Origin of the sequence: Methylobacter arcticus (assembly GCF_050917435.1) — a bacterium.
GTDB classification, from domain to species: domain Bacteria; phylum Pseudomonadota; class Gammaproteobacteria; order Methylococcales; family Methylomonadaceae; genus Methylobacter_A; species Methylobacter_A titanis.
The window spans coordinates 1,035,504-1,049,602 of sequence record NZ_CP159583.1; the positions used below are offsets into that span (position 1 = coordinate 1,035,504).

The following is a 14,099-nucleotide window of genomic DNA, read 5'->3' on the forward strand; positions in this document are numbered from 1 at the left end:
GGTGGGCAGCGCTTTTCTGCCCACTATTTATCTCGTCAATGGTGAAAGCAAGGAGCATATCGAAATATCCGACCGCGGTTTTCAATACGGCGATGGATTATTCGAAACCATTGAAGTGAGAGGCGGACAGGTTGTTTGTCTGCAGCGGCATTTAGACCGGTTAAATTCAGGTTGTCTTCGGCTTCATATCCCTTTTCCCGGTGCAGAATTAATTAGTCTTGAAGCTGAAAAACTTTGCCGCAGTATGCCTTCCAACCGGGCTGTGCTTAAAATTATAGTCACACGCGGCTCAGGTGGACGTGGTTATCGGCCACCTGATGTCATTCAAGCTACTCGCGTATTAAGTCTCCATCCTTACCCCGACTACCCGACAAACTATTCAGAGCAGGGGATAGTCGCGCGATTTTGCGCAACTCGGCTAGGCTTGAACCCTATCTTAGCGGGCATTAAGCATTTGAACCGGCTTGAACAGGTCATGGCGAGAGCAGAATGGACTGATGCAGCGATTCAGGAAGGGCTAATGCTGGATATCAATGATTATGTTATTGAGGGAACAATGACTAATCTGTTCTACATTAAAAATAATAATCTTTATACCGCAGCACTCGAGCAATCAGGCATTGCGGGTATTATGCGCAGCATTATAATGATGCGTTCAGTTGAACAAGGTCTTTCCGTCGTTGAACATAGGTTTACCAGCGACCAGCTGTTATCAGCCGATGAAGTATTCGTTTGTAATTCAATTATTGGCATCTGGCCTATCAAGCAAATCGCAACGACGCATTTCTCAGTCGGTCCGATAACCCAGAGCATTCAAATCCAACTGAGCGAGTTTACCAGTAGAGGTATCAACAATGAACAATAAAATCATTGGCTTTGTCTTGCTGATTTTAAGTTTTGTAGGCGGTTGGCTATGGATGGACTACCAGAGTGCGTTAACTAAACCGGTGCTGGTCGGCGAAACGGTTTATATAGAAATTGAAAAAGGCGACTCGATTAACCGGATTATCGACAAGCTTGTTGCCCAAAAAATAGCGGTTAAACCCTTTTGGTTTAAAGTCGTTGCCTTGCAGGAAAATGCACTCAAAAAACTGAAAACAGGGGAATATGAGCTAACTTCCGAGCTGACTTTGCCTGAAATATTAGCCTTATTCGTTCAAGGGAAGACCAAGCAGCACACGATTACTTTTCCTGAAGGTTGGAGCTTTAAGGAAATTCTGCTCGAAATTGAGAAAAATCCCCATATCGAGCACACCTTAAATAGCGTTGATTTTAAAAGCATCATGAGCAAACTTGAGTCAGAAGCGATTGCTCCTGTATCGCCTGAAGGCTTGATTTTCCCCGACACTTATTTTTTCGAAAAACATACGCCCGATGTATCTGTATTAAAACGAGCTTACGATAAAATGCAGCAGGTATTGCAACAAGAATGGCTCAATAAAGAAGAAAATCTACCGTTTAAAACGCCTTATGAAGCTCTGACTCTTGCTTCGATTGTAGAAAAGGAAACCGGGGTCGCTGCTGAAAGACCCTTAATCGCCGGCGTATTTATCCGTAGGCTGGAACGGAATATGTTGTTGCAAACTGATCCTACCGTCATTTACGGGATAGGCGAAAGTTATCAGGGTGATATTCGATCTAAAGATCTAACGACAGCTACACCTTACAATACTTATGTTATTAGCGGTTTACCGCCAACGCCGATTGCGATGCCCGGACGTGATGCACTTCATGCGGTCTTGCATCCTGCGAAGGACGACAGCCTTTATTTTGTAGCTCGTGGTGACGGTACGCATGTGTTTTCAGCAACTTTAAAAGACCACAACTCTGCCGTTGATGAATTCCAAAGGAACAAGAAATGATCCGAGGCAAGTTTATTACTCTGGAAGGCGGTGAGGGGGTAGGCAAAACCACCAATATGGCTTTTATAAAAGATTACTTACAACAACATGATATTTCTGTTGTGGTGACGCGTGAACCCGGCGGCACCGAGTTGGCCGAAAAAATACGTCAATTATTGCTGGATAACGACAGCGAGGCCATTTCAGAACAGGCCGAATTATTGCTGATGTTTGCGGCAAGAGCCCAACATATAAAGCATGTGATTGAGCCGGCTTTGGCGCATGGAAAATGGGTGCTTTGCGATCGTTTTACCGATGCCACCTACGCCTATCAGGGCGGAGGCCGGAACATGAAAATTAGCACCATACAGTGGCTGGAAAATCTGGTGCAAGGCACATTAAGGCCTGATTTAACCCTGTTATTGGATGCGCCGGTTGACATAGGTATAGAGCGAGTCAGAAAACGCGGTGCTTTTGATCGTTTTGAGTCAGAAAAAATCAGTTTTTTTGAAAACGTTAGGCGCGCTTATTTATTGCAGGCTGAACTGTACCCGGAGCGCATCAAACTTATAAAAGCCAATCAACCGTTAGCCGATGTGCAAAGAGCCATTACTGATGTCATTCGTATTTTGTTGGGATTGTACACCTTGAATTGTCCGACTTCCCCCAGGCACGGCAGCGCAAAATGACGTTGCCGAACCGGTTATTACCCTGGCAACAGCATCAGTGGAAGTATTTGTGCAGTTATATCGCGCAAAAACGTATTCCTCAGGCTTTACTCATTACCGGCAATAAAGGCTTGGGCAAGCAGCAATTAGCTCATCAGTTCGCCGCTGCCCTGCTTTGTGCAACACCGCAGGCCAGCGGTACGGCTTGCGGGCATTGCAGCAGCTGTTTGCTGGTTAATGCGGATACACATCCCGATTTTATCCAGATACAGCCCGAGGAACCGGGTAAAGGCATTGGTATCGGGCAGATACGTAGCCTGATTAGCCGCTTAACCTTAAAGCCCCAGTTTGAGACTCAGCGTGTTGTTATTGTCAATCCCGCCGACAAGATGAATAATGCAGCGGCTAATGCCTTCTTGAAATGCCTTGAAGAGCCGACCGAACGCACCAGTATTATCTTGATTACCGAAAAACCGGCTAAATTGCCTGCAACTATAATCAGCCGTTGTCAGAAACTGGCGGTAGCCACACCGGATCAGGAAGTCGCGGTTAAGTGGCTGGCAGAAATATTGCGATGTGATGCAGCTACTAATAAGACGTTGCCGCTCAACGTCTCTTTAGCGCAGGGAGCGCCTTTACTGGCACTGGAATATGCCAATGATCAAACATTAACCTTGCGTAATGAATGTTTCGACACATGGATGGCGATAGCGAAACAGCTTAAATCTCCGGTTATTATTGCCGAAGATTGGCACAAGCTACCGGCATCGCCGTTAATATTCTGGATGACATCCTGGGTTATCGATTTGATTAAGTGTTTTTACCAAGCTCAGGTTACCAATTTATATAATCCAGATTTGAATGAGCCATTGCAGGAACTGTCACGGAGACTAGACGTAAAAGGGCTTTATAAATTGTATGATTTATTATTGTCAGACCGGCAGCGACTGGATACCCAAATAAACAAGCAGTTATTGTTTGAAGAAATTTTAATCCAATGGCACGAACTTAACCGGAGCAAATGACATGGCAGATGCAGCGCCAGGACAAGGCATATTGTCCCTTTCCATTAAAGATAAAAATGCGTTGTACGCAGCCTACATGCCTTTTATTACCAATGGAGGCCTGTTTATTCCTACCAACCGTGAATATGAAATGGGGCAGGAAGTATTCATGTTGCTCAATTTGATGGACGAAACCGAACGGCTGCCGATAGCCGGTAAAATAATCTGGATAACCCCTCCCGGCTCGGAAGGCTATAGAGCCAGCGGCGTCGGCGTACAATTTAGCGATCAGGACGGCGGACTAGCCCGCAACAAAATTGAAAACTATCTGGCCGGTTCTTTAGAAAATGACCGTTCGACGCATACTATGTGAGGTTCAAGGATCAAGGTTCAAGGGCGTGTTGAACTTAGATTTTTCGCCTTGTTCCTTTCACCTTGAACCTTGAACCTTGAACCTTAATTTTTCATGTTAATAGATTCCCATTGTCACCTGGATCGTATCGATCTGGCACCCTATCAAAATGATTTTGCCTGTTTTATGCGCGAAGCGGAAAATAGCCAAATTGAACACCTGTTATGTATTGCGATAGATTTGGAAGCCTATCCGGCAATGCTGGATTTGGTGTCTGCTTATGCGCAAATATCCGTGACCGTAGGGGTGCATCCCAATGTTCAGGATGGCCAAGACCCCGGTGTCGAAGAGCTTATTGCTTTAGGGCGCCCCGATAAAGTCATCGGCATAGGTGAAACCGGTTTGGATTATTTTCGTAGTGAAGGCGATGTAGACTGGCAACGCCAACGCTTCAGAAACCATATTAATGCCGCAAAAGCGTTGCATAAACCGTTGATTATCCACACCCGAGAAGCCAAAGACGATACCCTGCGTATCCTGGAAGAAGAGGGCGCTGGTGAAGTAGGGGGGGTTATCCATTGTTTTACCGAAGACTGGGAATTTGCTAAAAAAGCCTTGGATTTGAATTTTTATATCTCCTTTTCAGGTATAGTCACTTTTAACAACGCCAAGGAAATCAAAGCAGTCGCCAAAAAAGTACCCGCCGATCGCTTCCTTATCGAAACCGATTCGCCCTATCTGGCTCCAGTACCCTTCCGCGGCAGACCCAACTATCCAACCTACGTACGCTATGTTGCAGAACACGTAGCAGAATTGCGTGGCACCACGATCAATAAAATCGCAGAGTTATCGACTGAAAATTTTTATCGATTATTCAAGTTCGCCTAAGCTATAAATTGTTGTAAGGGGTTTTTGTTTCAGCGCTTATGAAAAATGATGAGACAGGCAAAGTACAAAATTGTCTGGATATTGGTATCGCCAGTCAACAATTGACTCTCTATGCGGATGGCAACCCGGTGCAGGTTTATCCGGTTTCCACGGCTAAAAAAGGCGCAGGCGAACTCATGGGCAGCCAATGTACGCCCACTGGCTGGCATAATATCAGAGCTAAAATTGGCGCGGGTCAGCGGTTAAACTCGGTTTTTGTCGGCAGACGGGCGACCGGTGAAATATACAGCGCTGGCCTGGGTAGGCAATATCCGCAACGAGACTGGATATTAACCCGGATTCTGTGGCTGGGTGGACTGGAACCGCATAAAAATCGTTACGGCAAAGTCGATACGACCTGGCGATATATTTATATACACGGGTGTCCTGATCAACTGATGCACGGCAGCCCTGAATCGCACGGCTGTATTCGTATGAAAAATGCCGATGTATTGGATTTGTTTAATCGGGTAGAAGTTGGAGTTAAGGTTTACATTCATGAATAATTGTTTTTCAGTCAAGGTAAAGTTTGATTGTGTCCAAAAGAGGCCTACATGACACGCATCATTCTAGGTATTGAATATGATGGCAGCGGTTTTTGCGGTTGGCAGTGGCAAACGAATCAGCGCAGTGTTCAGCAGGTGCTTGAACAGGCTTTGTCGAGAGTTGCTAATCATAAGGTCACCGTACAGTGTGCGGGAAGAACCGATACCGGTGTACATGCGCTTGAGCAGGTGGTGCATTTTGAGCCAAAAATAGAGCGCGAACTTCATGCCTGGATGTTGGGCGGCAACAGTAATTTGCCGGATGATGTCAGAATTACCTGGGTAAAGCAGGCCGTAGGCGATTTTCATGCCAGATACAGCGCCATTGCCCGTTTTTATCGCTATGTTATTCTTAATCGGCCCATAAAATCGGCATTATTACGCAAGCAGGTGACTTGGCATCATAACCCGCTGGATGTCGATAAAATGCACCGGGCGGCGCAACATCTGATCGGCAAGCATGATTTTTCTTCGTTCAGGGCGCAAGGTTGTCAATCGAAAAGTCCTTGTCGGCAGATGTATTTTATTCATGTTTATCGGGAGGATGACAAGGTCATTATTGATATTTCCGCCAATGCTTTTTTGCATCACATGGTCAGGAATATTGCCGGAGTATTGATGGACATAGGGGCCGGAAAGCAGGAGATAAACTGGACTCTGGAGCTGCTTGAGGTTAAAAGCCGCAAGCTGGGTGGAGTGACTGCACCGCCTGACGGCTTGTATCTGGGGGCGGTTTATTATCCGGAGCATTACGGCATTGGTAAGCATCCGATATTTGATAAATTGCCGGATGATGCCAAGCGGCATGATTAACGATTAGTCCACGAAAAGCACGAAAAAAAGGCGAAGGGCGAAAAAACAATAGACACCATCAGTCCGGTTTCGATCAAAACCTTGCGTTTGCGTGCCTGAGTTGGACCTTCAGCAAAAGCTTCGGGCTGAAGCGGGCTATCTTAACCCGTATCTGGATGACGCCAGCCACACCAATAACCCCCTGTATCACTTGATTATGGGGGCGTTATTTATCAACTTTTAATTCTATCCTGTAACTCATTGATAAATAATCTATGGGGCTGTTGATTCTCAATCCGGTCAATAGGATAGAACGTATCTTGACAGATGATGCGATAATTAGAAACTTTAAGTCGTTCCAAAGAGAGCTCAATGAAACCAATCTTTTACCGTCCTGCCCAGCTGCGTGGCCTGGCCTTCTTGGGTTTATTGTTGATGGCTCTTGCCATACTCGGCGGCATGATCTGGCGGAATGTGCATCATTTTGAAACGGTTTTTTCTTATGTCAATTATTCGCACCGTATTCAAAATGTTTCAGTGGGCTTACAGCAATCGTTGATTGAATATTTGACCGAAACGGCGTCGGATTCACATTCAGAGGCACTGACCAAAACGCTGGATGAGATGGAGGCGTTGATGGCAGACAATCGCTATTTATCAACCGCGACCAGAACGAGTCTGGAAACGGTCCGGACTATGCTGGCTGATTTGCCCGCATTACAAAAACAAGAACAGCACAATCGTCTGTTAGCGACGCTTAAATTGATGAGCGAAACGCTGGATAACGAAGCCTTGCAGCGCGAAGAATTATTGGAGGACATTAGCCGGGGCACCCAAACCGAATTGTATATAGCCCTAGCTATTTTTCTGGCAATATTGGTTGTAGCGCTATTATTTTTTCGTTTCAGAATCCTGCATCCGTTAAATGATTTGAGGGAGTTGCTGCAGCATTTGACCGAAGAAAATTTTACCCCGATTACCACCGATCATCTCGATCCGCTGCTGTTACCTGTGTTTGACAGTTATAACGAGATGGTTAACCATCTCGCGGAATTGGAAGATAGCAATCGCTTGCATGCACAATCACTGCAACATGAGGTCAGGCTAGCGACGCAAGCCTTATTGGAACAGCAATACAGCTTGGCGAGAGCTGACCGGTTAGCGGCAATAGGAGAAGTAGCCGCAGAATTAGCGCACGAAATACGAAATCCGCTAGCCGGAGTTCAAATGGCGGTTAGCAATTTACGCCGTGAAATTGACGACAAAGACCAACTGGAAAGGCTGGATTTGATTAATGCAGAACTAAAACGGATGGCACGACTGCTTAATGACATGCTCGATCAGAGCCGTCATTCGCCGGAAGAAGCCACCACTTTGGATGTAAGGACGTTAATTCGGGATTTGGTGGCGTTGACCCGTTATCAGGTTGCCGAAGACATACGCCTGGAAATAGAGGCTCCCTGCGCCTTGCCGGTGCATTTGCCTGAGAGCGGGATACGGCAAGCCTTGTTGAATTTGATACTGAATGCAGCCGATGCGCTTGAAGGTAATCCCGGAACTATCCATATTAAGGCACGCACCAGCAAGCAGGGATTACGCATCGACGTACAGGATGACGGCATCGGTTTTTCCCGGGATATGCTGGAGCATGGCATCCGACCCTTTCGCACCAGTCGTCAACGCGGCACCGGGTTAGGCTTGGCAATGGTGCAACGCTTTGTAAAAGATGTGGGTGGTACTATCCGTCTAAGCAATCAACCGACTCATGGCGCATGCGTATCCATATTGTTGCCCAATGAATGCATAATCAGAGATAGATCATGATAAAAACTCTGCTCATTATTGAAGATGAAAAACTGTTAGGTTCCGAGTTGTCCCGCCATTATCGACAGTCCGGTTGGGAAGTGGCGCTGGCTACCAATCTGGCCGAAGCTAGAGAATTATTGCTGAATAAGAAACTAGAACCGCTATTAATTCTTTCCGATATGAATTTGCCGGATGGTAATGCGTTGGATTTCATGGAAAAGATCAAAAAAGAGACGGGCAATACCGACGACTCCAAGGATGGAAAAGGTACGACCCCAGGGAAGGGGGAGGTAGGGCAACTCAAGGAGCAGTTGCCGACGACTGCACGGATGCAGGAGGTAGAGCAACGCAAGGAGCAGTTGCCGAGAGCAATGCCTGGAGCGATTGCCGAGTGGTTGTTTTTAACCGGCTACGGCAATGTGCCTGATTCTGTCAGGGCACTACGTCTGGGCGCTTATGATTTCCTGGAAAAGCCTTGCGATCTGGATCGCCTTGATCTGATCGTCGCCAGTGCTGCCCGTAGTGCGTCCATCCAACGAAGGGTTGTCGATCAAACTAAGCAAGGACACCGGCGTTACTCGCCGGATGCTTACGTCGGCCACAGTCAACAGGCGCAGGGCATGCGACAGCTATTGGCCAAGCTGACGCAAGTGCCGTTCAGCGCCCTGATTATCGGCGGAGAGAGCGGCACCGGAAAAGGTTTGGCCGCACGCATTTTGCATTATGGCAGTTCGCGCGCCCAACAGCCGATGATTGAAGTGAACTGCGCGGCTCTGCCACGGGAATTGCTGGAATCGGAATTATTCGGTCATGAACCCGGCGCATTTACCGGCGCCGCAGGGCGGCATCGCGGCTTGCTCGAACAGGCTGATGGCGGCACCCTGTTCATGGACGAAATCGGCGAAATGCCGCTGGATTTGCAGGCCAAACTGCTCAAGGTCATTGAAGATCACAAAGTCCGGCGCTTAGGTGGGGAAAAAGAAATTCAGGTTGATGTACAGATTGTTGCGGCGAGTAATCGTGATCTGGAAAAAATGTCCCGGGACGGCAGTTTTCGCGCCGATTTATATCATCGTTTAAGTGTGTTCAAACTGATCTTGCCGCCGTTACGCGAAGCGGTGGAAGACCTCGATGAGCTGGTGCCGTTATTTGTTGCCGAATACAACGCTAAAGCCGGACGGCAGGTTAAAGAGATACCCGATGCCGTTTGGAACAAGCTAAAAGCGCATTACTGGCCGGGTAATGTCAGGGAGTTACGTAACGTCATTGAGCGTTGCGTATTATTTTCCGAGGGCTCGACCTTTCCCGGACAATGGCTGCAATTGCCTGGACAACTTTCCCCTGAGGCAGCGCAAACCGAGCAAGGCATTTGGTTACCCTTAGATGGCAGCATGGCGCTGGATGATATGGATTGCTTTATTATCAAGACCGCCCTGGAGCGAGCGGATAATAATCTGACTGCCGCAGCCAGAGACCTTGGAGCCACCCGGGAAACACTACGCTATCGGGTGCGGAAATATCATTTGAAAATTGCTGATTGATTTTGGTGCGAAAAAATGAATTCCTTGGCTCAGTTGAACACATAGGGTAAAAAATGAGTGTCCACCGATGCGTTAGGTTTTAGGTATTCAAATTAACCAGAATAAGCAACACGGATGTATTCAAGCGAAGCCAGAACGGACCCAAGCATCCCTTCGCCGTTCGTATCTACAATAGGCTCGTTCTGCTAATGTAAACCGTTTATCAATGTCATTGCTTAGAAAGTCGGCGGTGTACTGTTTGAGTTTTAAGATTTTTAAATACAAAATCCAAGCATCACCTGTTAGTTGCCTCAGCATTATTCACCTCATATATATGACTTTTATCTAAAGGCTAACAGTAACGCATATACATGACGGTATTATGACATCGCCTAAGTAACCCAATAGCATTGAAGTACTTAGAAAACTAGGCAACTAAATACAGCGTAAGAAATTGGATGAGTGCCATTGTCGGCTTACGGCTAATTGTTCAGCGACAATTAGCCTGTTCGGTTGACCAATATGTAGGGGCAAGGAAGATTTTAATTTTATTTTCGATCCTCGGTTGCTTCGGGTCTGGCGGACTACAATCTTGATTCAGTCACTATAACCCTGGTCGCGTGAGTGTCAATCACGATAGGGTGACGCAAGGCAATCGCGCTTAAATGCGGTGATAGGCTCAGTTTTTTTAACCGCTACTATGATGCTTTTTCATTGCCTTGTTCTGCTGCTTTGCGATACCAATAAGCAGCTTTGGTCTGGTTCTGGAGTACACCTTGACCAGATTGGTATTTAATGGCGCAACTGTATTGCGCATTCGAATTGCCTTGCTCTGCTGCTTTGAGATACCAAGAGAGCGCTTGGGCATAATTCTGGGTGGCGCATTGACCCAGGTCGTACATAACGCCTAATTTGAACTGAGCTTTTGCATCGCCTTGTTCTGCCAAGTATTGATAAAGCGGCAAAGCCTCTGCATACCGGCCTTGGTCGTGCAAATCATGTGCACGTTGAAATATATCTTTTTCGCTATTCGTGCTTGATGGGGGTGGCTGAGTGTATTCCTGTTGTGTATTTTGTTTTTGATCGTGCTGATGTTCAGGCGCTTTGCCGGTGTCGCCGAACTGTGACTTTTCACTCCGTTGCTTGGCTTTAGCTTCTTGCTCTCGAATCCAGGTGTTATGTAATGCGCGCTTAGCCGGATCTATTAATACGGCATAGGAAGCATTGACAAGCTTCATGACTCTTTCGGCTTCTTCATTGTTACCCTGGAATTTATCGGGGTGAAAAGTTTGACAAAGGGCTTTATAGGCCGCTCTGATGACACTGGCAGGCGCGTCTTTTGTAACCTTTAGGTTATCGTAATGGGTTCGAGTCTTAGCCATAAAACGTAATATTTTTCTGTAAGTGAAAGTCGTTAGAATTATAACCGTTTTCTGTTGCCGCATTAACCGCAAAAAACGCATACATACCGCTGATGTACGAGTATGACAGGGGTAAGTTTTGTTAATAACGGATTAAACCTCGCCGTAATATTCTGTAGGCTTAAATCACTAGCAACCATTGACGGCTGTCCGCATACGAAACAACGTCATTAAAACGGGCAAAGAAACCGCTGAAAATCTGAAAGCAAAAGGGGGGCGCGCAGTTCAGGTAACCCGCATCAATCACCATCGAGTAAATTACCCAAGCCACCCAGAATTGAACCTTCGCCTTGATGCTTGCCGCCGCCTTGTGGCGCAGCTGCAAGCATTCTTCCCGCCAAACGTGAGAACGGCAGACTTTGCAACCAAACGGTACCTGGGCCGGTTAATCGGGCAAAAAATAAGCCCTCGCCGCCAAATAACATGGTTTTAATGCCACCTGCCTGTTGAATGTCAAAATCGACGCTACCGGTCATCGCTGCCAAGCATCCCGTATCGACATGCAGCGTTTCACCGACGGCAAGTTCTATTTTTTGCAGACAGCCGCCGGCATGAACAAATACCCAGCCATCGCCTTCCAGTTTTTGCATGATATAACCTTCACCGCCAAACAGGCCGGTTAAAATACGGCGTTGAAAGTGAATTCCAATCTGTACGCCTTTGGCTGCCGCCAAAAAACTGTCTTTTTGACAAATCAGTTTCCGGTCGTAGTCTTTCAAATTTAACGCCAGAATGGTTCCCGGAAAAGGTGCGGCGAACGCCACTTTACCTTTGCGTTGAGCGCTTTGCGTAAATACGGTAATAAACAGGCTTTCGTTAGTCAGCAGGCGCTTACCGGCTCCCAGCAATAGCCCCATAATGCCGGCTTGTTGAGCCGTTGAGCCGTCACCGAAAACAGTTTCCATTTTCACATCCGCGCTTTTGTACATCATCGCCCCCGCTTCTGCGACTACGCTCTCTTGTGGATCCAGTTCGATTTCCACAAACTGCATTTCATGACCGTAGATTTTATAATCGATACCCGCAGTGACGGTTTGTTGGCCAAAACCACTGGAAGACTGGGCATCGATAACGGAAGATTGCATAGTAACCGGAGTAACCGGATTAACCGACTGCGCGGCCGGCAATACGGTTGGTTTGGGTGACATCATATAAGCGGGCGGCGGCGGAAAAGGCGTGACGCCATCTTTCTTCATCGGCCTGATTTCAGTCGCCTCATAAATGGGAATCCAGTCAGGAAAATGCTGGCACCAACAATAAGCGCCCTGGTGTTCGCGGGCAAAAGTTTTTGCATAGTCGGGCGTATAGGGGCCGCTGGTTGCATTTTCAAAAGAAAAAAACCATTCGTTCATAGTGTTAGCCTTGATCGTTAGGGGATGTAGAAATAGTCTGTGCAGTATAAACCACTCTGATTTTTGATATGGCTGATCATAGGACCGTTGCTGATTTTTTGGTGACCGACAGCAACAATGAACGTTACCGATTACGGTTTTTTCCTGATCAAAGTCTCCAAATAAATCTTCTCGGGTTTTACCCGCTGATCAATCGGTACGGTTTGATGCTGTTCATCAGATCAATCAGTGTCGAAAATTCACCGCCAAACAGCGCCAAAACTGACCGCGTAAATTTTTACCGCCTTGTTTATTAAAACTTTACGTGAATATAACGCGGGTAAAATCAGCGCTGGTTTACACCTTGAAGACATAAAATCCCGCTTCATGTCTTGTTCCTCAGAAATATGAAATCAGGCTCCTTGGGCTTTGTGCTGAATTTACAATTTTAATGGATGGGCAATAATAGCCAAGCTCAACTGCATTTTTTAGGTAAAATTGACTCCATTCATCATTTTATTCTAAAAAAACCGTGGCAACTTTATTTCCCATTCCTGAAAATCATCCACAACGCTTTGTACTTCACAACGAGGTCCATGCCCGGGCACCGTTTAATCTCAATTTGCCGGTTAGAGCCAGTCATCTTGCGCTATTGCTGTCTAATGACGAAAAAATGCAAGAACGCAAGCATTTGATAACGCTTTGTGAACGATTTGGCGTGGCCCCGCCTGAAAAAGAAGTCGATCACTTTAGCGCCACTTTTAATTCCTTTCAAATACGCTGGGAACAACACGGCGAGTTTAGTACTTACAGCTTTTATGTGCATGATTCGCCTGAAAATCCTTTTGCGGATGTTGCCCTAAAAAAAGTTCCGGTAGATTGGATGTCGCAATTAACCGGGCAAGTCATTGTTGCCGCTCATGCAACCATAGTCTCCGCTGCCGATATTCATTATGATGAAAATACTGATTTAGCGTCTCTCTCGACTTACTTTGCAGACAATCCGGTCATCGGCTCTAAAGTCACCGGCGGTGCGGCCTCGGTATTTACCGATTTTCGCATTCATGTTGATGGTTTTAGCCGTTTTTTAATTATTAACAACGACTTAAGGGCGGAGCAGGCAGGGCGTTTATTGCAGCGGCTGTTTGAAATTGAAGTGTATCGGGTTATGGCGTTGCTGGCTTTTCCGATTGCACGCAAATTGTATCCGGCCTTGAAAAAGTCCGATCGGCAACTGTATACCATCACCAACTCAATGACGCTGCCTGACAATAATGATGGCGAGTTACTGGATGAGTTAACCACACTGGCCGCTGAAGTTGAAAATTACATCTCCAGCAATCACTTTCGCTTTGCGGCCGCCAGCGCCTATTATCAACTGGTGGAGCAACGGGTAAACGATTTGCGCGAAGTCCGGATTCAAGGCATTCAGACCTTGGGTGAATTTATCAAGCGGCGACTGGAACCGGCGATTAATACCTGCGAATCCATTTCTCACCGCTTTACCCTGCTTTCCGAACGCGTCAGTAACGCCAGTCAATTACTGCGTACCCGTGTCGACATTATTATTGAGAAACAAAACCAGGGTTTGCTCACATCAATGGCCTTACGGGCAAAAATGCAACTGCGGATGCAACAAATGGTTGAAAGCATCTCGATGGTCGCTATTACTTATTATGCAGCCAGTCTTATCGGTAAATTAGCTGAAATGCTGCATATCATGGGCTGGAAAGTCAATCCGGACGTCATTGAAGGCATTTCTATTCCGTTTATTTTGATTATTATCGCTATCAGTAGTAAACGCATTCATAAAATTATTGCCAATACCACCGAATAACGAGATCGGACAATGGCGGTATTGTTGATGAAAAATGCAGGCGACCGGGAATTCC

At 46.5% G+C, this 14,099-nt stretch carries 13 protein-coding genes; 11 read left to right on the top strand and 2 right to left on the bottom strand.

Features of this window, described 5'->3' with window-relative positions; all coding sequences use genetic code 11:
• The first annotated feature begins 1 nt into the window (after position 1).
• The 10 genes from pabC to ABXJ76_RS05085 all read left to right on the top strand — a co-directional run bounded on the left by pabC (position 2) and on the right by ABXJ76_RS05085 (position 9,476).
• Positions 2–865, top strand: a complete 864-nt coding sequence (gene pabC, locus ABXJ76_RS05040) for an aminodeoxychorismate lyase (protein WP_432744713.1) — start codon at positions 2–4, stop codon at positions 863–865.
• Positions 855–1,862, top strand: a complete 1,008-nt coding sequence (gene mltG, locus ABXJ76_RS05045) for an endolytic transglycosylase MltG (RefSeq protein WP_432744716.1) — start codon at positions 855–857, stop codon at positions 1,860–1,862. The genes pabC and mltG overlap by 11 nt, the downstream gene beginning before the upstream one ends.
• Entirely contained in the window at positions 1,859–2,530 is a 672-nt protein-coding gene (tmk, locus tag ABXJ76_RS05050) for a dTMP kinase (RefSeq protein WP_432744719.1), read from the top strand. Before mltG ends, tmk begins: the two co-directional genes overlap by 4 nt.
• On the top strand, positions 2,527–3,534 hold the full coding sequence (locus tag ABXJ76_RS05055; protein WP_432744722.1) for a DNA polymerase III subunit delta': 1,008 nt from the start codon (positions 2,527–2,529) through the stop codon (positions 3,532–3,534). The genes tmk and ABXJ76_RS05055 overlap by 4 nt, the downstream gene beginning before the upstream one ends.
• 1 nt (position 3,535) lies before the next feature.
• Positions 3,536–3,886, top strand: a complete 351-nt coding sequence (locus ABXJ76_RS05060; RefSeq protein WP_432744725.1) for a PilZ domain-containing protein — start codon at positions 3,536–3,538, stop codon at positions 3,884–3,886.
• Positions 3,887–3,979: 93 nt separating this feature from the next.
• Positions 3,980–4,753 (top strand): TatD family hydrolase, encoded by a 774-nt coding sequence (locus ABXJ76_RS05065; RefSeq protein WP_432744727.1) that lies wholly within the window; start codon positions 3,980–3,982, stop codon positions 4,751–4,753.
• A 38-nt stretch (positions 4,754–4,791) separates the two neighbouring features.
• Entirely contained in the window at positions 4,792–5,298 is a 507-nt protein-coding gene (locus tag ABXJ76_RS05070) for a L,D-transpeptidase family protein (RefSeq protein WP_432744730.1), read from the top strand.
• A 48-nt stretch (positions 5,299–5,346) separates the two neighbouring features.
• On the top strand, positions 5,347–6,150 hold the full coding sequence (gene truA / locus ABXJ76_RS05075; RefSeq protein ID WP_432744732.1) for a tRNA pseudouridine(38-40) synthase TruA: 804 nt from the start codon (positions 5,347–5,349) through the stop codon (positions 6,148–6,150).
• 351 nt (positions 6,151–6,501) lie between these two features.
• On the top strand, positions 6,502–7,953 hold the full coding sequence (locus ABXJ76_RS05080; protein WP_432744734.1) for a sensor histidine kinase: 1,452 nt from the start codon (positions 6,502–6,504) through the stop codon (positions 7,951–7,953).
• Positions 7,950–9,476, top strand: a complete 1,527-nt coding sequence (locus ABXJ76_RS05085) for a sigma-54-dependent transcriptional regulator (RefSeq protein ID WP_432744737.1) — start codon at positions 7,950–7,952, stop codon at positions 9,474–9,476. Before ABXJ76_RS05080 ends, ABXJ76_RS05085 begins: the two co-directional genes overlap by 4 nt.
• A 677-nt stretch (positions 9,477–10,153) precedes the next feature.
• Here ABXJ76_RS05085 and ABXJ76_RS05090 read toward each other — a convergent pair.
• Positions 10,154–10,837, bottom strand: coding sequence for a J domain-containing protein (locus tag ABXJ76_RS05090; RefSeq protein WP_432744740.1), 684 nt, complete (start codon positions 10,835–10,837; stop codon positions 10,154–10,156).
• Between the two features lie 278 nt (positions 10,838–11,115).
• Positions 11,116–12,228, bottom strand: coding sequence for a TIGR00266 family protein (locus ABXJ76_RS05095; protein ID WP_432744743.1), 1,113 nt, complete (start codon positions 12,226–12,228; stop codon positions 11,116–11,118).
• A gap of 511 nt (positions 12,229–12,739) precedes the next feature.
• Between ABXJ76_RS05095 and ABXJ76_RS05100 the strand changes: the two genes are divergently transcribed.
• Positions 12,740–14,044 (top strand): DUF3422 family protein, encoded by a 1,305-nt coding sequence (locus ABXJ76_RS05100; protein ID WP_432744746.1) that lies wholly within the window; start codon positions 12,740–12,742, stop codon positions 14,042–14,044.
• Positions 14,045–14,099: the final 55 nt, after the last annotated feature.

What these genes read in the sequence shown, in the direction of transcription:
- ABXJ76_RS05080 (WP_432744734.1), top strand. Translation starts at nt 6,502, where the DNA reads ATGAAACCAATCTTTTACCGTCCTGCCCAGCTGCGTGGCCTGGCCTTC.
- mltG (WP_432744716.1), top strand. Translation starts at nt 855, where the DNA reads ATGAACAATAAAATCATTGGCTTTGTCTTGCTGATTTTAAGTTTTGTA.
- tmk (WP_432744719.1), top strand. Translation starts at nt 1,859, where the DNA reads ATGATCCGAGGCAAGTTTATTACTCTGGAAGGCGGTGAGGGGGTAGGC.
- ABXJ76_RS05065 (WP_432744727.1), top strand. Translation starts at nt 3,980, where the DNA reads ATGTTAATAGATTCCCATTGTCACCTGGATCGTATCGATCTGGCACCC.
- ABXJ76_RS05095 (WP_432744743.1), bottom strand. Translation starts at nt 12,228, where the DNA reads ATGAACGAATGGTTTTTTTCTTTTGAAAATGCAACCAGCGGCCCCTAT.
- ABXJ76_RS05070 (WP_432744730.1), top strand. Translation starts at nt 4,792, where the DNA reads ATGAAAAATGATGAGACAGGCAAAGTACAAAATTGTCTGGATATTGGT.
- truA (WP_432744732.1), top strand. Translation starts at nt 5,347, where the DNA reads ATGACACGCATCATTCTAGGTATTGAATATGATGGCAGCGGTTTTTGC.
- ABXJ76_RS05090 (WP_432744740.1), bottom strand. Translation starts at nt 10,837, where the DNA reads ATGGCTAAGACTCGAACCCATTACGATAACCTAAAGGTTACAAAAGAC.
- ABXJ76_RS05055 (WP_432744722.1), top strand. Translation starts at nt 2,527, where the DNA reads ATGACGTTGCCGAACCGGTTATTACCCTGGCAACAGCATCAGTGGAAG.
- ABXJ76_RS05085 (WP_432744737.1), top strand. Translation starts at nt 7,950, where the DNA reads ATGATAAAAACTCTGCTCATTATTGAAGATGAAAAACTGTTAGGTTCC.
- ABXJ76_RS05060 (WP_432744725.1), top strand. Translation starts at nt 3,536, where the DNA reads ATGGCAGATGCAGCGCCAGGACAAGGCATATTGTCCCTTTCCATTAAA.